Below are 18,303 nucleotides of genomic sequence, written 5' to 3'. Positions count from 1 at the left end.
TGACGCCCGGCGCGGTCGCGGTGCGGCTCACCGCCGGGTCACGCTCGGCACACGTTGCGCCAGCACGGCCGGCAGCAGGCCGCGCAACGAGTTGCCGACGTGAATGGCGGTGGCGCGCGCGAGATCTTCGGTCGTCAGCACCGCCTCGCGGGCGCGGCCGCTCTCCAAGAGCTCGGCGCGCAGGCAGCCCGGCAGCAACCCACAAGCGAGCGCCGGCGTGAGCAGCACGTCCTCCCCGGGCAGGGCGACGAACAGGGTGGTGAAGCTGCCTTCGGTCAGCTCGCCGCGCGTGTTGACGAACAGCACCTCGTCGAACCCTTCGGCCTCGGCGGCGCGGCGTGCGCCGTCGTAGCGGGCGCGCTCGGTGATCTTGTGACGCAGGCGCCAATCGTGGGGATCGACCGGAGTGCCGGCGAGCCGGACGTGCATACGATCGAGATCGACGATCGGGCCGGCCTCGACCGTCACGGTGCCGCACCGGCGCAGCACCAGCCGCACCCGCAAGCGCTCTTCCGTCGCGGCCGCGACGGCCGCGTGCAGCCGCGCCCGCACCGTCGCCGGGTCGAGCACGAAGCCGAGCTGCACGGCGGAGGCGCCGAGGCGGGCGAGATGACGGTCGAGCCGCACGAAGCCGCTGGCGCGCTCCCATCGAAGCGTCTCGATCAGACCGAGGCCGTCGTCCGCCGATACCGTCAGGAACCGCATCTTCAGGAGCGCCTCGGCGTGCTCGGCCGCCGCCACCGAGTCGTGCACGACGCCACCGCCGACACCGATCTCGGCCCGCCCGTCGCGGTCGACCACCACGGTGCGAATGGCGACGTTGAAGCGTGCCCGCCCGCCCGGCGCAAAGTGACCGATCGCCCCGGTGTAGACACCGCGTGGCGACGTCTCCAGCGCCGCGATGATCTCCTGGGCGCGGATCTTCGGCGCGCCGGTGACCGAGCCGGGCGGGAACAGCGCCCGCACCAGGGCCGTGACACCATCGGTGGCGAGATCCGCCGACACCGTCGAGGTGAGCTGATGCAGGGTCGGATGCGTCTCGGTCTCGAACAGGCGGTCGACGCGCACGCTGCCGAGCCGGGCGAGGCGGCCGAGATCGTTGCGCATCAGGTCGACGATCATCAGGTTCTCGGCCCGGGTCTTCTCGTCCTCGACGAGCCGCCGCGCCGCGGCACGGTCGCTGTCGGGGTCGCGCTCGCGCGCCGCCGTGCCCTTCATCGGCCGGGTGACGATGCGGCCGCCGGCGCACTCGAAGAACAGCTCGGGCGAGCACGACAGGATGGTGAAGTCGGGCGTCTCGATATAGGCGCCGAAGGGGGTCGGCTGCGCCCGACGCAGCACCTCGTAGAGACGGCGCGGCGACCGGCAAGCGAAGCGCGCCCGAAAGGTGAGGTTCACCTGATAGACGTCGCCGGCCGTGATGTAGCGCTTCACGCGATCGAAGCGGTGCTGGTAGGCGGCCGCGTCCCATTCGGGGATCACATCCTCGCGGCGAGGCCGCGGATCGTCCGCGGGCTCACCGGCCGCCGGGTCGACGTCCGCCGCACCGTCGTCGTCGGGGATCTCGGCCGGCTCCTCGACGATGGCGAACCACAGGAGCGGCACGGTGCGCCGCGCCGGCATCAGCGGGGCGAGGCGCGGCTCCAGCGCATAGGCCAGCTCGTAGGCGAGAAAGCCCGCCGCATGGCGGCCGGCGGCCACCGCCGCCTCGATCTCGGCCAGTGCGGCATCGACCTCGCCGGGCTCCCATGCGACGACGATCCGGCGCGGATCGGCGAACAGCAGGCGGGGCGCACCCGCGCCCTGCTCCAGGATCACCCGGGTCATGCGCCTGCCGTCCGTCGGAACACCATCCGGCTCCATCTCGCCTCGCTGCCGCAGCCGTGCGACGCCCGCTCCGGCGAGGTGTTCGTCCGCCGCAGACGGCGGACGGCAGCGGTAACGGAAGAGCGCAGGGAGCGGAGGCGGCAGCCGGGCGTGATCGGCGATCCTAAGCGGACCGACGGCCGCCTTCAACGGACGCGGGCGCGGGCGCGACGCCGCGTCGCCGCTCCGCCGGAACGCGGAGACCCGCATCGACCAGGATGGGCCGACAACTGATGGACCGAGAAGGAGATGTGCCGGGGATCGAGTCCGGAAAACAGACGTCCGGAAACCCGACGTCCGAAACATCGGTCTCCGAAGAATGGTGCCCCTGGCCGGACTCGAACCAGCACGGTCTTGCGACCACCTGATTTTGAGTCAGGCGCGTCTACCGTTTCGCCACAGGGGCCCGGGCCGGATCATAAGAGCCCGGCCGCGGCGAGGGAATCGAATTTTTGCAGTGCCGTCAACGCTGATCGAACTCGACGTCGGCGACGGGCGCGTCCGGCAGCTCCTTGTCGAGGCTGCTGCGGAACGCCACGCAGCCGCGCATGAACTTCGGCCAGGGCGGCACCGCCACCTCGGGCGCCATCCGCTCCGGCAGCAAGCCCCACAACTGCGGATGAAACCAGCACAGGTCGTGTCCGGAGGAATCGCGGTGCTGCCGGATGCCGGCGCGCAGCCGCTTGACCTCGGCGATCAGCGCGGCGCGATCGAGGGCGTCGAGATCCTCGTCCATCGTGGCTCTCCTCCCGGCCGGCGGGCGGGCCGCCTCTCCGCGGCGCCTCAGCGCCGCTTGAGCGTGTAGATCACGTCATCGAGGGCGAACAGCGCCGTGTTGCGGTCGCGAAAGTGGTAGGTGAAATGCCCGCCGGCACAGTCGACGTCGACGCTCGGCACCTCGACCCCGCCCAGCCCCAGCTCGCGGGCGATGCGGTCCTGGCTGCCGTCGGGCAGCGAGCCGCGGAACAGCGCGTCGGTCGGATAGGTGCCGGTCTGGTAGCGGGCGCGCTTGCAGGACAGCCCCTGGCTCTTGGACAGCACCGCCCCGGCCTGGAAGGTGACCTCGGTCTCGACCAGCCGCCGCGCCTGCTCGGTGAGATTGCCGCGTGCCTTGGCGGCCACCCACGGCCCCGGCACCGCGTCGACGATCTGCCACTTGCCGATCAGCCCGTTGTCGGCGGCGTGCACCGGCGCCCCCATGGCCGACGCCACCGTCGCCACGAGCCCCATGGCCGCCATCGCGACCACCCCACGTCCCAGTCTCTGCATGCGTCCCAGTCCCAACTATGCCCCGGTGGGGTTCAAGGACGGAAGCGCGGCGAAATTACGAACACGGTGATTTCGGCGAGGGCGCCGAGAAGAGCCGAGAAGCGCCGGAAATGCGTTCGTTAACCGGCTGTTAAGACGATGCCTCGGGAATGCCCCACCCGGGCCGAACCGCCGCCCGGTTCATCCGCGACAACATGCGCGACAGGATTCGACGGCACCCCATGACCACTTCCCCGATCGGCACCGGCGGCTTCGGCATCGACCACGACCCTCGCGCGCGGTGCCGGCCCGTCGCCCTCGCGACCCAGATCGCCGCCGCCATCGCGCTCGTTCTCTCGATCGCCGCGGTGATCGCGGCGATGACGCTCCAGATCGCCGAGGCGAGCCCGCTCGCGACGGTCGCGGCCGCCGGGGCGCCGCTGCGCCACGACCTGCCGATCGCCTGGATCGCCAGCCTCGCCCTGGTGGCGGTCGGTGGCCTCACGGTGCTCATCGCCGGCCTGCGGGCCTCGATGTCGGCCGACCGCCGGGACTGATCGACGCCTCGCGGCGGGCGCCACGCGCTCACCAGCGCTGGAACACAAAGAACGCCCCGAGCGCCACGAATGCGAAGCCGACCGCGTGGTTCCAGGCGAGCGGCTGGCCGAGATAGAGCCACGAGAACACCGCGAAGATCACCAGGGTCACCACCTCCTGGATGGTCTTCAGCTCGGCCGGCGCGTAGACGGTGGCGCCCCAGCGATTGGCCGGCACGGCCAGGCAGTACTCGACCAAAGCGAGGCTCCAGCTGATCAGCACCACCTGCCACAGCGCCACCTCCTTGAAGCGCAGATGCCAGTACCAGGCGGTGGTCATGAACAGGTTGGAGGCGACCAGCAGCAGCACGGGCGCGACATAGGGCGAAGCGAGGAACGAGGGCATCGGCGGGTCTCTCGGCGGACGGGACGGGACCGCGGCACGGCGCCGCGGCACGGCGCGGCGAATCGGCGGCCCTTCTGTGTAGCCGGAGATCGCGCGGCGGCATCGCGGCGGCCGGGCGAGCCCGGTGACGCGGCGGCCGCACAGGGGGCGCAATTTGCTCCTAGGTCGACGATGCAGGTTGTCGGCGGACGCCGCCCGGCGGGCCGCCCGGCTTCCTCCTGCCTCGTGGAGCCGCGCATGCGCCGCCGTTCGACCCTCGATCCGATCCGCCGCCCGATCCCCCGCCCGATCCCCCGCCCGATCCCCCTCTTGGCGGCCGCCGGGCTGATCGCCCTCGGCCTCGCCCTGCCCTCCGTGGCCGCCGCCCAATCGGCGTTGCCGCGCCCGAGCGAGCTGCCGCCGGCCGGTGGCCCCGGCAGCGCCCCGCCGCGGCCCGCGACGCCCCAGACCCGACCATCGCAGACCCCCGCCGCACAGGCCCCCGCCGCACAGGCCCAGCCGGCCCGGCCACCCGCCCCCGCCCAAGCCGGGCTGCCCGGTGCCGGCCTGCCCGGCGCCGGCCAGCCGGCGCCCGCCCGCCCTTACAAGCCGGTCACCATCACGGCGCCGACGCCGGTGACCGATCCGAGCTTCGAGGCGTTTCGCAAGCAGCTCGGCGAAGCCGCCGGGCACAAGGACCGCGCCGCGCTGGCTCGCCTGGTGGCACCGAGCTTCTTCTGGCTCGCCGCGCAGGGCGACAAGGCCGACCGCAAGAAGCCGGCCATCGACAATCTCGCGGCCGCCATCGAGCTCGACGCCGTCGACGGCGGCGGCTGGGAGCTGCTGGCGAGCGCCGCCGGCGACGCCACCTTGCAGCCGCTGCCCCAGCGCAAGGGCGTGCAATGCGCCCCCGCCGCGCCGGTGTTCGACGAGAAGGCGTTCGAGCAGCTCCTGCGGTCGAGCCGCACCGAGGTGTTCGAATGGGCCTATCCGGCCCGCGGCAGCGTCGCGGTGCGGGCGAGCGCCGCCGCCGACGCGCCGGTGACCGAAACCCTGACCGGCATCCTGGTCCGGGTGTTGCCCGAGCCGGACCAACCACCCCCGGGGGGCGCTCCGGCGGCCGGCGCACCCGGCAGCGCCGACGGCCCGGGCGGTCCGGGCGGGGGCGCGATGCCGCCCCTCCGGGTGGTGACGCCGGCCGGCAAGACCGGCTTCGTGGCGGCCGATGCGGTGCTGCCGCTGATCTTCGAGCAGCTCTGCTACGTCAAGGACGCGGGCGGCTGGAAGATCGCCGGGTATCTGGGCGGCGAGTAGCCGGCCCGCGCGCGCCGGCCACACCCGGGCGAAAAACGACCAGTTGCGCGTTGACCCCGATTGCCAACGCGACCGCGGCAGGGCGTCTGTGGGGCGTCCACGACCCGGAGAGCCGACGTGCCTGTGCCGCCGACGATCGCCGCCGCTTTCTTGCGCGCGCATCGCGGCCGTGGGCTCGCGGCCGGGGTGTCGCTCGTCGCGCTGATCGGCGGCCCGCTGATCGGCGCCGCGCCGGCCCTCGGCCAGTCGGCGGCGCTGGGCAGCACCGTGGTGCTCGACGAGCTGGTCGTCGAGGCGGATCGCGGGACCGGCACCGCCGCCCCACCCGGCGCCCCGCCCGCCACCACCAGCGAGGCCGAGGCGAAGCGCCGCCTCGCCGCGACGCCCGGCGGCACCCAGGTGATCGACCAAGGCGATGTCGCCGGCCGCGCCGATGTGTCGATCGCCGACACGTTCCGCCAGGCGCCGGGCGTCGTCGCGTCGAGCTTCCTCGGCGGCAGCGACCAGCCGAAGATCCACATCCGCGGCTCCGGCCTGCAATCCAACCCGACCGAGCGCGGCCTGCTGATCCTCCAGGACGGCCTGCCGCTCAACCGCGCCGACGGCTCCTACATCGTCGGCCTGATCGATCCGCGCCTCGCCGACTTCGTCGAGATCTATCGCGGCTACACGGCCAACCGGCTGGGTGCCACGGTGCTCGGCGGCGCCCTCAACTTCGTGTCGCCCAACGGCTCGGGCTCGCCCGGCGCCACGATCGAGGTCGAGGGCGGCAGCTTCGGCTATGCCCGCACCCAGGTGCAGGGCGGCGGCCGCCAGGGCGACCGCGACGCCTTCGTGCAGTACTCCTACGGCCAGCGCGACGGCTACCGCGCCTGGAACGGCTCCGACCGCCTGGTGTTCAGCGCCAATGCGGGCGCCCGGCTGAGCGAGACCGTGTCGACCCGCCTGTTCTTCGGCTGGACCGATCTCGGCTTCGAGGTCGCCGGGCCGTTGTCGTGGCAACGCATGATGGCCGACCCGCGCCAGGCCGCCCCCGGACCCGTGGTGGTGAACGGCGTTCCCACCGAGCCCGGCCCCAACGCGGTGCGCGACAAGCCGCGCCGCGACACCGAGCAGGCCCGGCTCGGCTCGCGCACCACCGCGACCTTCGGGGCCCATGTGGTCGATGTCGCGGTCGGCTGGACCAACACCCACGACACCTTCCGGTTTCCGGTCGGCACCGGCTATCGCATCACCGAGGGGGGCGATCTCACCACCTCGCTGCGCTGGGCCTACCAGCCCGACAAGAGCGCCGCGCTGCCGCTGTTCGAGACGACCGCGCTCTACGTCACCGGCCGCGCCGATCGTACTTACGCGAACAATGTCCGCGGTACCCGGACGACCGATTTCGGCAGCAACCAGCTCGCCGCCGACACGCTGTCGGTGTGGTCGGGCTTCAACCTGCCGGTCGGCGCCGTCACGATTGCGCCGGCGATCGCCTACATGAGCGCGACACGCGACAACACCGACACCTGGGCCTATGCGCGCCGACCGACCGTCAACGCCGCGACGGGCGCGACCGGCTCGGTGGCGGCAACCGACACCGGCTTCGCGCGCCGCTACGAGGCGGTCAATCCGAGCCTCGCGCTGCTGCACACGATCGTGCCCGGCAATGTCGTGTTCGCCGCCGTGAGCCGCAGCTTCGAGGCGCCGACCTTCGACGATCTGCTGGAGGCGAGCGGCGGCACCGCCAACACCAGCCCGACCGGCTTCACGACTCCGAACCTCAAGGGCCAGAGCGCCGTGACGGCGGAGGCGGGATGGCGCGGCAGCCTCGGCCGCGTCGCCTGGGACGCGGTGGTCTATCGCTCCTGGCTCGACGACGAGCTGATCAGGACCACCACCGTGTCGGGCGCCATCACCAGCGTCAATGCCGACCGTACCACCCATGTCGGCATCGAGCTGGGCGGCCGGGTGCAGCTCACCGACCAGCTCTCGGCGCGCCTCGCCTACACGTATCAGGACTTCCGTTTCGACGACGATCCGCGCTACGCCGACGACCGCATCGCCGGAGCGCCACGCCACGTCGTCGACGCGACGCTGCGCTACACCGTCGATCCGCGGCTGTGGGTCGAAGGCGAGGTGCGCTGGGTGCCGGACCGGACGCCGGTCGACAACGCCAACACGCTGTTCGCGGCGCCCTTCGCGGTGGTGAATGCCCGCGCCCGCTATCGTCACGACGCGACATGGAGCGGCTTCGTCGAGGTTCGGAACGTGTTCGACACCAATTATGCGGCCTCGACCCTCACCATTGGCCGCGCCACCCGGCCCGACCAGGCGGCGTTCCTGCCGGGCGACGGCCGAGCCTTCTATATCGGCGCGTCGGCGCGGTTCTGATCCCCGCACCAACCGGGCTCCTGATCACGACGGATCGGTGAATGCGCCCCGGCCTCTACTGGCAGGCGGCGACAGGCGCGGGCTGTGCCGGCACCGCATCCATGGCGATGTGGCGCGGCTGCGCGGCGACCCGCTTCAGCCACGCCCGAATCGCCGGGAAGCCGCCGAGATCGAAGCCAGCCTTATGGGCCATGTGGGTGTAGGCATAAAGGGCGATGTCGGCGATGGTGTAACGGTCGGCGGCGAAGAAGCGGTGGCCGTCGAGGTGCTCTTCCATGACGCCGAGCGCCGCGTAGCCCGACTCGGTCCAGCCCTCGATCTCGTGCATCTTCAGCTCGCGGCCGCCACGCACCAGCGTCAGCCAGAAATAGGCGGCCCCGATGGTCGGCTCCATGCTGTTCTGCTCGAAGAACATCCAGCGCAACGCTTCGGCCCGCTCGAAACGGTCCTCGGGGGCGAGCGGCGTGCCGCCCGCGATGTACCACAGGATGGCGTTCGATTCGGGCAGATGACGCCCCGCCGCGACCTCGAGGAGCGGCACCCGGCCGCTCGGATTCTTGGCGCGGAACTCGGGCGTGCGGTGCTCGCCCTTGAGCACGTCGATCTCGATCAGCCGATGCGGAATGCGAAGCTGCGCCAAAGCCAGCCGGACCTTGTAGCAGTTGCCGGAACGCTGCATCGAATAGAGCGTGTACATGCGACTCCCCGACGGCGTTCGTTCTGCCCGCACTGCTGCCCCGACATGATCTTCGTTTTGCACGAGCGGCCGCTCGACCCTACATTCGCGCGACCACGCATCCGCGCACGCGGCCGTTCGACCACCACGAGGATTGCACGCCGCAATTGCGACTTCAATTAGGACGCGGCAGGAGTTTGGAGATGTTCTCGTGAGGAGACGGCGACATCATTCACGTCGTCTATGTTCTCACGCCGACCGACCTTGTTGCAGCGCCGCAGAACCGCCGCGAACAACGTCAGTGCCGCCACGGTGCCGAGGGGAATCGCGGTGTGCTCGGCAACCGCGCGGGTGAAAAGCGGCACCACGAAGACGGCGGCGAAGAGAGTTTTCTCCCCTTCGTGATAACCACGCCGCAAACCATCGACGATCAGCATCGCGAGGGCCGGTGCGAGCAGCATCAGGTCGTAATCGTGGCTGTGCGGTGCAACAACAAAGGCGCCGATCAGAAGGGCAGCGGCCCGCAGCGACAGCGGCAGGCCGGCGTGCCAGATCCACGCCACCGCCCCGCCCACCACCAGCGCGACGGCGCCGTGCAGCGCGTAGGCGAGCAGCACCGCCCCGCCCCACATCCGGGTCCAGGCGAACACGCCATGCAGCTTGTGCCAGCCGGCGCTGCCGGCTTCCAGCACCTCGGTGCGCACCGCGCCGGAGCCCTCCAGGAAGGCCCGCCACGGCTCCGTGCCGAACGCCGCCAAGGTCAGCAGCGCGAGCCCCGCCACCGTGACGGCCGCAGCCGCGACGGCACGCCAGCGCCCGCCGGCGACGAGCGCCACCGGGATCAGCAGGCCGAACTGCGGCTTGTAGACGAGGAGCCCGAACAGCACCCCGGCCAGCAGCGGCCGCCGGTCGACCACCGCCAGCGCACCCGCGAACAGAGCCGCCGTGAGAAAGCCGTTCTGGCCGTGCCCGGCGGTGACGAACACGGCCGGGAAGGCGAGCGCCAGCAGCAGCCACAGCGGATCGGGCGCGGCCGCCGGCGCCGCCCCATCGGCCGAGGCGGCTCGCAGCAATGCCCGCAACGCCACCAGGTAGAGGGCCAGCGTGGTGGCGAGCCACAGGCCGAGCGCCACCGGATAGGGCATGAGCGCGAGCAGGCCGGCGACGAGCAGGAACGGGGGCGGGTAGAGCCAGCCGTAGAACGCGGTGTCGGGACCGAAGGTCGCCCGCAAGAGGCCATGCAGCGTGGCCGGGTCGAAGGCGAGCGCCGGGCGGCCGTCGAGCACCAGCAGGCCGGCGGTCCAGAAGCACGAGAAGTCGGTGCCGAGCGGCCGGCCCTGCCAGTCGGTCCAACCGTTCGAGGTCGCCGCCACGACCACGAGGGCGACGGTCGAGAAGCCGAGCAGCGCGAGAGCCCACAGGCGCACGCGCGCACGAGTGAGCCATTCGCCGCTCCGGGCGATGCTCCACAGGCCGTCGAGACGCCGCATCGTCGCCCCCGATCGAGGAGCGGCGAGCTTAAGGGATGGCACCTAATGGTTGGTATCCGGGCCGGCGGCCATCCGCCGCCGCCGGCTGGCTGGGCCTCATCCCGCCGTCGGCGCGGCGGCGGCGAGCCGCCCGGCGCGGCGGCCGGACGCGAACGCCCAGGCGAGATGGTGGCCGTGCCCCTTGAGGAGCAGCCCGCCCTGGCCGGTGGCGCCGGCCGCGTAGAGCCCCGGAATCGGTCGGTCGTCGGCGCCGAGCACCCGGTGCTCCGCGTCGACCGCGAGGCCGCCCTCGTTGTGGATGAACACCGCCTTGACGGGGCCGAGCGCCACATAGGGACCCTCCCCCACCGGCGGCCGCGGCGACATCGCCGGGCGGGCGGCGTTGTAGTCGGCGACGGTGCGCTCCAGCGCCCCCGCCGGCATGGCGAGGCACCCGCCGAGAGCCGCCAGCGTCGGCGCCGCGGTGAAGATGTCGGGCCGGTTGCGGCGGTAGTCGTCCACATAGGCGTAGGCGACGCCCGGCGCGGTCGAGACGAAATGTGGCCACGCCGCGTAAAGTCCGGCGACACGGGCGTCGAGCACGATCCAGGCGGCCTGCTCGGGCTGGTCGGGCAGCGCGAAGGCGGGCGCGTCGGTCTCCTCGGCGAAGCGCTGGCCGTGCCGGTTGACCAGGATGGCACCGCTGTCGAACAGCGCCGGGGTCGGCGCCAGGGTGGTGGTGACGAAGCTCATCACGAAGGGCCGCAGCAGCGCCGCCGGCAGATGGTCCATCGACCACACCATGAGGCCGGCGAGCAGCCGCCACGGCGGCAGCCGCGCCGTCAGGGTCTTGTGCCGCGGCGGGATGAAGCGCAGCTCCGGGCCGAGCGCCAGATCGCCGTTGAGGATGCGCCCGCCGAGCGCCAGCGCCAGCTTCTGGCCATCGCCGGTCGCCGTCTCGTTGACGCCCGGCACCCGCGCCTCGCGCGGCCCCATGAAGCGGCCTTTCAGCTCGGGATCGTTGGTGAAGTCGCCGGTGGCGAGCACCACGGCGCGGCGGGCGCGATGGCGCAGTGGGCCGTGCGGCGTGTCGCAATCGACCGCGACGACGCGGCCGCCCGCTCCGCCCCCCGGCCCGCCCCCCTCCTGCACCAGCGCCACCGCCCGGGTCTGCGTGGCGACGCGGACGCCGATCCGGCGGGCGGCCCGCCCGAGATGCACGATATAGGCGCGGGCGTTCGGCAGCACCGTGTGCATGCGGGGGCGGGTGTGGGGCGGCTCCGGCATCGGGCCGAAGAAGCGCAGGCCCTGCGCTTCCAGCCAGTCCATGGTCTCCGGCATGGCGTCGGCGAGCACCCGGCGGAGCGCCGGGTTGTCGCGCGGATCGAGATCGCCGTTGAAGGCCGCCATGTCGCGCCAGTGCGAGGCGGGGTCGTCGGCGACGCCGGCGCGGGCCTGGTGGGAGGAGCCCGAGGCCGTCACCGAGCCGACCGACCAGGCGGTGGAGCCGCCGGGCGCCGGGTTCTTCTCCAGCAGCACCACGTCGGCGCCGGCCCGGCGCGCCTCGATGGCGGCGGCGAGCCCGGCCCCGCCGGCCCCGACCACCACGACGTCGCAAGTCTGCTCCGAGGCGACCATGGGGGGCTCCGCTGCGGCCGACGCGCCGGCGGGCCGATCCCGCCGGCAGAGCGACTGTCTCGGGGCGCGCTATACGGCGGCGACGCGCGGGCGACCAGTGCGGACGCGCCGGAGCCACCCCGCCCGGTCCGCATGGCGGCACCGGCACGGCCGAGGCGGGCGCACCGCGCGGACCCGGCAAGCGGCGCAGACCTGGCGAGCGCGCAGACCTGGCGAGCGGCGCGGTTTCGTGTGAATCGCGCACGTCGGTGCCGCCATGCGGCCTCGCCGAGCTTGCCGTCACGCCCGGCGCCCTTTAGGACACACGGCGCCCGAAGCTCAGGAGCTGAACATGGCCTTCCTCGCCGACTCGCTCGCCCGCATCAAGCCGTCCGCCACCATCGCGGTGGCCGACAAGGCGCGCGCCCTCAAAGCGGCCGGCCGCGACGTCATCGGGCTCGGTTCCGGCGAGCCCGACTTCGACACGCCCGAAAACATCAAGGACGCCGCCATCAAGGCGATCCGCGACGGCAAGACCAAGTACACGAATGTCGACGGCATCCCCGAGCTGAAGGCGGCGATCGTCGCCAAGTTCGAGCGCGAGAACGGCCTCAAGTACAAGCCGTCGCAGATCACCGTCGGCACCGGCGGCAAGCAGGTGCTGTACAACGCCTTCATCGCCACGCTGAATCCGGGCGACGAGGTGATCATTCCGGCGCCCTACTGGGTCAGCTATCCAGAGATGGTGCTGCTCGCCGGCGGCACGCCCGTGGAGGTGCCGACCACGCAAGGATCGGGCTTCCGCCTCACCGCCGCGGCGCTGGAGCGGGCGATCACGCCGAAGACCAAGTGGCTGCTGCTCAACTCGCCGTCGAACCCGACCGGCGCCGCCTACACGCGCGCCGAGCTGAAGGCGCTCACCGACGTGCTGCTGCGCCACCCGCATGTGTGGGTGATGACCGACGACATGTACGAGCACCTCGTCTACGACGACTTCGTGTTCACCACGCCGGCCCAGGTGGAGCCCGCCCTGTTCGACCGCACCCTGACGGTCAACGGCGTCTCCAAGGCGTACTGCATGACCGGCTGGCGGATCGGCTTCGCGGGCGGACCCGACGCCCTCATCCAAGCGATGGCGACGGTGCAGTCGCAGTCGACCTCGAACCCCAACTCGATCGCCCAGTACGCCTCGGTGGAGGCCCTGAACGGGCCGAAGGACTTCATCCCGGCCCACAACAAGGTGTTCAAGGAGCGGCGCGACCTGGTGGTGTCGATGCTCAACCAGGCGAACGGGCTCGACTGCCCGACCCCGGAGGGGGCCTTCTACGTGTTCCCGTCCTGTGCCGGGACGATCGGCAAGGTGGCTCCGTCGGGCAAGCGGATCGAGACCGACCAGGACTTCGTCACCGAGCTGCTCGACGCCGAGGGCGTCGCGGTGGTGCAGGGCTCCGCCTTCGGGCACGGGCCGAACTTCCGCATCTCCTACGCGACCGCCACCTCGGCCTTGCAGGACGCCTGCGAGCGCATCCAGCGCTTCTGCGGCAACCTGAGCTGAGCGATCACTGGCGCGGCCGCACCACGGCCGCGCCCCACCCCGCTCAGTCCCGCGCAAGCGGGACTCCGGTTCTTTGCACGCGAGAACCATCCCCAAGGCTCCGCTCAGTCCCGCGCAAGCGGGAGTCCAGCCCGTTCGAAACAACGGCTTTGCTGCGTGGCCCCTGGGTCCCCGCTTTCGCGGGGACGAGCGGAGGAAAGGGCTCTACGCCCGCGGGGACGAGCGGCACGACGATCCGGCTGGACGGGCGCCATCACCCTGGCGCAGCGCACAGATCCGGGCTTCTACCGACGCGGTTGCGGCCAAAAACCCGCGCGACTCGCTTTCCGATCTGACCTAAGATGATGCTTCCGCACCGGATCGGGGCGGCGAGGCACGGTGGAAGGCCGCGGACCCGCCCGGGCGACCCGGCCACGCCGGAGCGTCGAACGAGGGGGAGCATCCAGATGCGTAACGTCCTTGCGGGATCGGCGGCGGCGCTGGCCGTGCTGATGCTGATCACCGCGGCGCCCGCCCAGGAACGGGTGCAGGCCGGCAGCCTGTCCTGTGACGTGTCGGCCGGGCTCGGCCTGATCATCGGTTCGCAGCGGCAGGTCTACTGCACGTTCACGCCGTCGGTCTCCGGCCCGGTCGAGACCTACACGGGCAGCATCACCCGCATCGGCCTCGACATCGGCGCCACCGCGGGCGGCGTCATGGTGTGGATGGTGTGGTCGCCGACGACGCGCCCCACCGGCGCCCTCGCCGGTGCCTATGCGGGCGCCAGCGCCGAGGCGTCGCTGGTCGCCGGGCTCGGGGCCAATGTGCTGCTCGGCGGTAACGACCGCAGTGTTGCGCTCCAACCCGTTTCGGTTCAGGGTCAAGCGGGCGTCAACATCGCCGCCGGCGTCGCCGGGCTCGAGCTCCGGTTCGTCCGCTGAGCGTCCCGATCCGACCTGCCGCGACGTGAGAGCGCGGCCTCGCGCACCGCAGGCCCGCGCACCGCAGCACGGCAGGCCGTCCGGTTCGTCCGGCCGCCGGCGGATGTCACGCCACCGGAGCCCGCGACGAGGCGCCGCGGCGCCGCACCGGACCCCGTCATCGCACCGGGACCGGCACTCCCGCCGATCCCGCAGCTCAAGACCGGCCGTCGCGGCCCGCCCCGGGCCGGGCGGCCCCCGATGGAGGCAAGGTATGGGAGACAATGGAGGCGGCCCCACAGGCCCACGGTGCATAGCGATCGTCGGACCGTTCCAGAGCGGTAAGACGACGCTGCTCGAGGCGATCCTGACGCGCACGGGCGCGGTCGGGCGTCAGGGCACCGTGGACGCGGGGACCTCGGTCGGCGACGCCAGCAAGGAGGCGCGCGACCACAAGATGAGCGTCGAGCTCACCGTCGCGACGACGACCTTCATGGGCGATGCCTACACGTTCGTCGACTGCCCCGGCTCGATCGAGTTCGTGCACGATATGCGGGCCGCGCTGCCGGCCGTCGACGCCGCCATCGTGGTGTGCGAGGCGGACGAGAAGAAGGTGCCGCAGCTCCAGCTCATCCTGCGCGAGCTGGAAGAGCTGAACATCCCCCACTTCCTGTTCCTCAACAAGATCGACAAGGCCGACGCGCGGCTCACCGAGGCGCTGAAGATGCTGCAACCGGCATCGCGCGTGCCGCTGCTGCTGCGCCAGATCCCGACCTGGAACGGCGAGGCGGTCAACGGCTTCGTCGACCTCGCGCTCGAGCGCGCCTTCGTGTATCGCGAGAACCAGCCGTCCGAGATGGTGCCGCTCGAAGGCGACACGCTGGACGCCGAGAAGCAGGCGCGCTTCTCCATGCTGGAGACGCTGGCCGACCACGACGACGCCCTGATGGAGCAGCTTCTCGAGGACATTCCGCCGCCGCGCGACCGCGTCTTCGACGATCTGCGCAAGGAGCTGCGCGACCGGCAGGTCTGCCCGATGCTGATGGGCGTGGCGAGCCGCACCAACGGCATCCTGCGCCTGCTGAAGGCGCTGCGCCACGAGGCCCCCGGCCCGGCCCAGACGGCCGAGCGGCTCGGCGTCAAGGCGAACGGCGAATCCGTCGCCTACGTGATGAAGACCTTCCACACCAGCCACGGCGGCAAGCTGTCGATCGCCCGCGTGCTGGCCGGCCAGGTCGGCGATTCCACCGTGCTGCACACGCCGGACGACGAGGCCGGCCGCGTCGCCGGCGTCTTCAAGATGCTCGGCCAGACGCCCGAGAAGCGCGGCCCGGCGGGTCTCGGCGAGACCGTGGCGCTCGCCAAGCTCGACGGCGCCGCGACCGGACAGACGCTCTCCACCGGCAAGCAGCCCCACCCCGCCTTGGTCGAGGTGAAGCCCTTCCCGCCGGTGCTCAGCATCGCCCTCAAGGCGCGCGAGCGGAAGGACGACGTCAAGCTCGGCCAAGCCCTCACCAAGCTGCGCGACGAGGACCCCTCGATCACCGTGATCCAGAACCAGGAGACCCACGAGGTCGTCCTGTGGGGCCAGGGCGAGATGCATCTGCGGGTCGCCACCGAGCGCCTCGCCGACCGCTTCGGCGTCGCCATCGAGCGCCACCGCCCGAGCGTCGGCTACCGCGAGACCATCCGCAAGCCGATCACCCAGCGCGGCCGCCACAAGAAGCAGTCGGGCGGGCACGGGCAGTTCGGCGACGTGGTGCTGGAGATCAAGCCGCTGCCGCGCTCCAGCGGCTTCGAGTTCACCGAGCGGATCACCGGCGGCGTGGTGCCGCGCAACTACATCCCGGCGGTCGAGGAAGGCGTCAAGGACGCCCTCGAGGAAGGACCGCTCGGCTTCCCGGTGGTCGATGTCGCGGTGACGCTGATCGACGGCTCGTACCACACCGTCGATTCCTCCGACATGGCGTTCCGCACCGCCGGCCGCATCGGCATCAACGAGGCGCTGCCGCAGTGCCAGCCGGTGCTGCTGGAGCCGATCCACGAAGTCGAGATCGTCTGCCCGAACGAGGCGACCGCCAAGATCAACGCCATCCTGTCGGGACGGCGCGGCCAGATCCTCGGCTTCGACACCCGCGAGGGCTGGACCGGCTGGGACGTGGTGAGGGCGCAGATGCCGGAGTCCGAGATCGGCGATCTCATCATCGAGATCCGCTCGGCCACCGCCGGCGTCGGCACCTTCACGTTCAAGTTCGACCACATGGCCGAGCTGACCGGCAAGACCGCCGACCAGATCGTCGCCGCCCGCAAGGCGGCCGCCGAGTAGTCGCGGAGTAGCCGCCGAGCGACGACGCACGCCACGGCCCCCGGGCCGTGGCGCTCTCCGGCCGGGGCCCCGTGGGCGGCCCGGTCGACGGGCGGATATCAGACGATCGATGGTGGTGCGCGAAACCGCGGGAGCCGCGCCATGGCCGATCCCGACACCGACGGCACCGAGATCCCCGACCCCGAAATCGCCGAGATCGCGCGCGAGTTCGCACGGCATTTCGCACCGTGGAACTTACGGTTGCCGCCCGCCGACGTGGCGGCGCGCCAGCGCGGCAAGATCGTCCAGAAGGGCTGGGCGATCTGGTACCTGTTCGGCACCGACCAGCACGGCGCCTATTTGGACTACTACGCGGCGCATCGCATGACGAACGACAGCCATGTCCGTCTGCGGGCGGGCGGACGCCACGAGGGACTGCCGAGCATTGCGAGCGGCATGGTCCTGACCGACGATCCGGAGGAGGATGCGCGCCGCGAGGCGGCGTTCTTCCGCCACAACCGCGAGGTCGCCGACCTCCTGGCCGCCAAGGGTTTCAGACCCGAGGGCGACGAGCCGGGCGGCGTGCTGATCAATCGCTATCTCCAACTCGGCGGCAGGGCCGAGCCCGGCTCGTAGGACGCGCCGTCACCCGGTTCGCCGGCTGCCCTGATCAATCGCGACGGGAATGCGCGCCGACGGTCCGGCGCGCGGGCCGCTGGACCAGCCCGAAGGGCCACTGACGCGATCGGCTGGATGCGCCGGTATCAGAGCCGCTCACACCGTCAGCCTCGGCACGTCCAGCCAGCGACGCTCCTGCCAGCTCTTCAGGCCCAGCTCGGCGAGCTGCACGCCCTTGGCGCCTTCCAGCAGGTCGTGGCTCCACGGCCCGTCGGCGACGACGTGGCGGATGAAGTTCTCCCACTGGATCTTGAAGCCGTTGTCGTACTCGAAATTGTCCGGAACCTCCTCCCACTGGTCGTAGAAGTTCATGGTCTGGGGGACGTCCGGGTTCCAGATCGGCCGCGGCGTGTTGACCCGGTGCTGGGTCCAGCACTTGGAGAGGCCGGCGACCGCCGAGCCGTGCGTGCCGTCGACCTGGAAGGTGACGAGATCGTCGCGGCGCACCCGCACGCACCACGACGAGTTCATGTGGGCGATGACGCCGCCCTCCAGCTCGAAGGTCGCATAGGCGGCATCGTCGGCGTCGGCCGCATAGGTCTTGCCGTTCTCGTCGACCCGGCTCGGAATGTGGGTGGCGCCGAGGCAGCTCACCGCCTTCACCTCGCCGAACAGATTGTCGAGCACGTAGCGCCAGTGGCACAGCATGTCGAGGATGATGCCGCCGCCCTCGGCGAGCTTGTAGTTCCAGCTCGGCCGCTGCGCCGGCTGGCCCCAATCCCCCTCGAACACCCAGTAGCCGAACTCGCCGCGCACCGAGAACATGCGGCCGAAGAAGCCGGCCTCCTTCAGCTTGGCGATCTTGCGCAGGCCCGGCAGGAACAGCTTGTCCTGCACGACGCCGTTCTTGACGCCGCGCTGCTTGGCGAGCCGTGCCGCTGCCAGCGCCTTGTCGAGCGTGTCGGCGATCGGCTTCTCGCAGTAGACGTGCTTGCCGGCCTCGATGGCGCGGCTGACGAGGTCGACGCGGGCCTGGGTGGTGGCGGCATCGAAGAACACCGTGTCGTCCGGGTTCTTCAGGGCGCCGTCGAGATCCGCGCTGGTGCGGCTGATGCCGTACTGGCGGCCGAGCGCCGCCACCTTCTCGGCGTTGCGTCCGACCAAGATCGGATCGGGCATCACACGATCGCCGTTGGGCAGCACCACGCCGCCCTGGTCACGGATCGCCACGATGGAGCGGACCAGATGCTGGTTGAGCCCCATGCGTCCGGTGACGCCGTGCATGATGATGCCGAGCTTCTGGGTGGCCACTTGCCTGCCTCGCGTAATGTGAAAACAACGACTGAAACGGTGCCCCGGCTCCCCGCCAAGTAACCGCCTAGTTACAAATCCACCACGCCGACGGCCGGATCGTCAAGAGGCTCGCCACGCCCGAAATG

Annotated in this window: 15 protein-coding genes and 1 tRNA gene; 7 read left to right on the top strand and 9 right to left on the bottom strand. The window is 71.5% G+C overall.

Annotation, left to right across the window (positions count from 1 at the left end):
* Nucleotides 1–27 precede the first annotated feature (27 nt).
* The 4 genes from pabB to ACFQUV_RS03625 all read right to left on the bottom strand — a co-directional run bounded on the left by pabB (nt 28) and on the right by ACFQUV_RS03625 (nt 3,135).
* Complete coding sequence (gene pabB / locus ACFQUV_RS03640) at nt 28–1,827, bottom strand: aminodeoxychorismate synthase component I (RefSeq protein WP_129611129.1); 1,800 nt, start codon at nt 1,825–1,827, stop codon at nt 28–30.
* A gap of 359 nt (nt 1,828–2,186) precedes the next feature.
* Nucleotides 2,187–2,272: transfer RNA gene (locus ACFQUV_RS03635), tRNA-Leu, on the bottom strand.
* A gap of 57 nt (nt 2,273–2,329) precedes the next feature.
* The gene (locus ACFQUV_RS03630; protein WP_129611130.1) at nt 2,330–2,602 is read right to left on the bottom strand and encodes a hypothetical protein; all 273 of its coding nucleotides are present in this window, start codon (nt 2,600–2,602) and stop codon (nt 2,330–2,332) included.
* A 47-nt stretch (nt 2,603–2,649) separates the two neighbouring features.
* Nucleotides 2,650–3,135 carry a hypothetical protein gene (locus ACFQUV_RS03625; RefSeq protein ID WP_129611131.1) on the bottom strand — a complete coding sequence of 162 codons (486 nt, stop codon included), beginning with the start codon at nt 3,133–3,135 and terminating at the stop codon, nt 2,650–2,652.
* Between the two features lie 221 nt (nt 3,136–3,356).
* On the opposite strand from ACFQUV_RS03625, the gene ACFQUV_RS03620 reads away from it, so the two are divergent.
* A complete protein-coding gene (locus ACFQUV_RS03620) occupies nt 3,357–3,671 on the top strand; it encodes a hypothetical protein (protein WP_129611132.1) in 315 nt (104 codons plus the stop codon).
* 28 nt (nt 3,672–3,699) lie between these two features.
* Here the strand turns inward: ACFQUV_RS03620 and ACFQUV_RS03615 are convergent, their stop codons facing one another.
* Nucleotides 3,700–4,056: a DMT family protein gene (locus ACFQUV_RS03615; protein ID WP_129611133.1), complete on the bottom strand. Its 357-nt coding sequence runs from the start codon at nt 4,054–4,056 to the stop codon at nt 3,700–3,702.
* A 237-nt stretch (nt 4,057–4,293) separates the two neighbouring features.
* Here ACFQUV_RS03615 and ACFQUV_RS03610 point away from each other — a divergent pair, with 237 nt between their 5' ends.
* Nucleotides 4,294–5,349, top strand: a complete 1,056-nt coding sequence (locus ACFQUV_RS03610) for a hypothetical protein (protein WP_378394180.1) — start codon at nt 4,294–4,296, stop codon at nt 5,347–5,349.
* 117 nt (nt 5,350–5,466) lie between these two features.
* On the top strand, nt 5,467–7,725 hold the full coding sequence (locus ACFQUV_RS03605; RefSeq protein WP_378394178.1) for a TonB-dependent receptor family protein: 2,259 nt from the start codon (nt 5,467–5,469) through the stop codon (nt 7,723–7,725).
* 55 nt (nt 7,726–7,780) lie between these two features.
* On the opposite strand, the gene ACFQUV_RS03600 is transcribed toward ACFQUV_RS03605, so the two are convergent.
* The 3 genes from ACFQUV_RS03600 to ACFQUV_RS03590 form a co-directional block, all read right to left on the bottom strand.
* Nucleotides 7,781–8,422 (bottom strand): glutathione S-transferase family protein, encoded by a 642-nt coding sequence (locus ACFQUV_RS03600; RefSeq protein ID WP_129607873.1) that lies wholly within the window; start codon nt 8,420–8,422, stop codon nt 7,781–7,783.
* 158 nt (nt 8,423–8,580) lie between these two features.
* A complete protein-coding gene (locus tag ACFQUV_RS03595; protein WP_129607874.1) occupies nt 8,581–9,891 on the bottom strand; it encodes a glycosyltransferase family 87 protein in 1,311 nt (436 codons plus the stop codon).
* Between the two features lie 96 nt (nt 9,892–9,987).
* On the bottom strand, nt 9,988–11,508 hold the full coding sequence (locus ACFQUV_RS03590; RefSeq protein WP_378394175.1) for an FAD-dependent oxidoreductase: 1,521 nt from the start codon (nt 11,506–11,508) through the stop codon (nt 9,988–9,990).
* Nucleotides 11,509–11,839: 331 nt separating this feature from the next.
* On the opposite strand from ACFQUV_RS03590, the gene ACFQUV_RS03585 reads away from it, so the two are divergent.
* The 4 genes from ACFQUV_RS03585 (at nt 11,840) to ACFQUV_RS03570 (ending at nt 16,882) form a co-directional block, all read left to right on the top strand.
* A complete protein-coding gene (locus ACFQUV_RS03585) occupies nt 11,840–13,042 on the top strand; it encodes a pyridoxal phosphate-dependent aminotransferase (protein ID WP_111388630.1) in 1,203 nt (400 codons plus the stop codon).
* Between the two features lie 446 nt (nt 13,043–13,488).
* Nucleotides 13,489–13,962, top strand: a complete 474-nt coding sequence (locus ACFQUV_RS03580) for a DUF992 domain-containing protein (RefSeq protein ID WP_129607823.1) — start codon at nt 13,489–13,491, stop codon at nt 13,960–13,962.
* Nucleotides 13,963–14,215: 253 nt separating this feature from the next.
* Nucleotides 14,216–16,267, top strand: a complete 2,052-nt coding sequence (locus ACFQUV_RS03575; RefSeq protein WP_129607822.1) for an elongation factor G — start codon at nt 14,216–14,218, stop codon at nt 16,265–16,267.
* Between the two features lie 141 nt (nt 16,268–16,408).
* On the top strand, nt 16,409–16,882 hold the full coding sequence (locus tag ACFQUV_RS03570) for a hypothetical protein (protein WP_129607821.1): 474 nt from the start codon (nt 16,409–16,411) through the stop codon (nt 16,880–16,882).
* A gap of 138 nt (nt 16,883–17,020) precedes the next feature.
* Here ACFQUV_RS03570 and ACFQUV_RS03565 read toward each other — a convergent pair whose 3' ends face one another.
* Nucleotides 17,021–18,148: a Gfo/Idh/MocA family protein gene (locus ACFQUV_RS03565; protein ID WP_129607833.1), complete on the bottom strand. Its 1,128-nt coding sequence runs from the start codon at nt 18,146–18,148 to the stop codon at nt 17,021–17,023.
* Nucleotides 18,149–18,303: the final 155 nt, after the last annotated feature.

The sequence above is a fragment of the Rhodoplanes sp. P11 genome, assembly GCF_964266735.1.
GTDB classification, from domain to species: Bacteria; Pseudomonadota; Alphaproteobacteria; order Rhizobiales; family Xanthobacteraceae; genus Rhodoplanes; species Rhodoplanes serenus.
Note: the sequence above shows the minus strand (reverse complement) of the source record. Positions and strands in the feature narration are given on the sequence as shown.

Excerpts from the sequence above, each read along its gene's own strand:
- pabB (WP_129611129.1), bottom strand. The coding sequence starts at position 1,827 with ATGACCCGGGTGATCCTGGAGCAGGGCGCGGGTGCGCCCCGCCTGCTG.
- ACFQUV_RS03630 (WP_129611130.1), bottom strand. The coding sequence starts at position 2,602 with ATGGACGAGGATCTCGACGCCCTCGATCGCGCCGCGCTGATCGCCGAG.
- ACFQUV_RS03625 (WP_129611131.1), bottom strand. The coding sequence starts at position 3,135 with ATGCAGAGACTGGGACGTGGGGTGGTCGCGATGGCGGCCATGGGGCTC.
- ACFQUV_RS03620 (WP_129611132.1), top strand. The coding sequence starts at position 3,357 with ATGACCACTTCCCCGATCGGCACCGGCGGCTTCGGCATCGACCACGAC.
- ACFQUV_RS03615 (WP_129611133.1), bottom strand. The coding sequence starts at position 4,056 with ATGCCCTCGTTCCTCGCTTCGCCCTATGTCGCGCCCGTGCTGCTGCTG.
- ACFQUV_RS03610 (WP_378394180.1), top strand. The coding sequence starts at position 4,294 with ATGCGCCGCCGTTCGACCCTCGATCCGATCCGCCGCCCGATCCCCCGC.
- ACFQUV_RS03600 (WP_129607873.1), bottom strand. The coding sequence starts at position 8,422 with ATGTACACGCTCTATTCGATGCAGCGTTCCGGCAACTGCTACAAGGTC.
- ACFQUV_RS03595 (WP_129607874.1), bottom strand. The coding sequence starts at position 9,891 with ATGCGGCGTCTCGACGGCCTGTGGAGCATCGCCCGGAGCGGCGAATGG.
- ACFQUV_RS03590 (WP_378394175.1), bottom strand. The coding sequence starts at position 11,508 with ATGGTCGCCTCGGAGCAGACTTGCGACGTCGTGGTGGTCGGGGCCGGC.
- ACFQUV_RS03585 (WP_111388630.1), top strand. The coding sequence starts at position 11,840 with ATGGCCTTCCTCGCCGACTCGCTCGCCCGCATCAAGCCGTCCGCCACC.
- ACFQUV_RS03580 (WP_129607823.1), top strand. The coding sequence starts at position 13,489 with ATGCGTAACGTCCTTGCGGGATCGGCGGCGGCGCTGGCCGTGCTGATG.
- ACFQUV_RS03575 (WP_129607822.1), top strand. The coding sequence starts at position 14,216 with ATGGGAGACAATGGAGGCGGCCCCACAGGCCCACGGTGCATAGCGATC.
- ACFQUV_RS03570 (WP_129607821.1), top strand. The coding sequence starts at position 16,409 with ATGGCCGATCCCGACACCGACGGCACCGAGATCCCCGACCCCGAAATC.
- ACFQUV_RS03565 (WP_129607833.1), bottom strand. The coding sequence starts at position 18,148 with ATGCACGGCGTCACCGGACGCATGGGGCTCAACCAGCATCTGGTCCGC.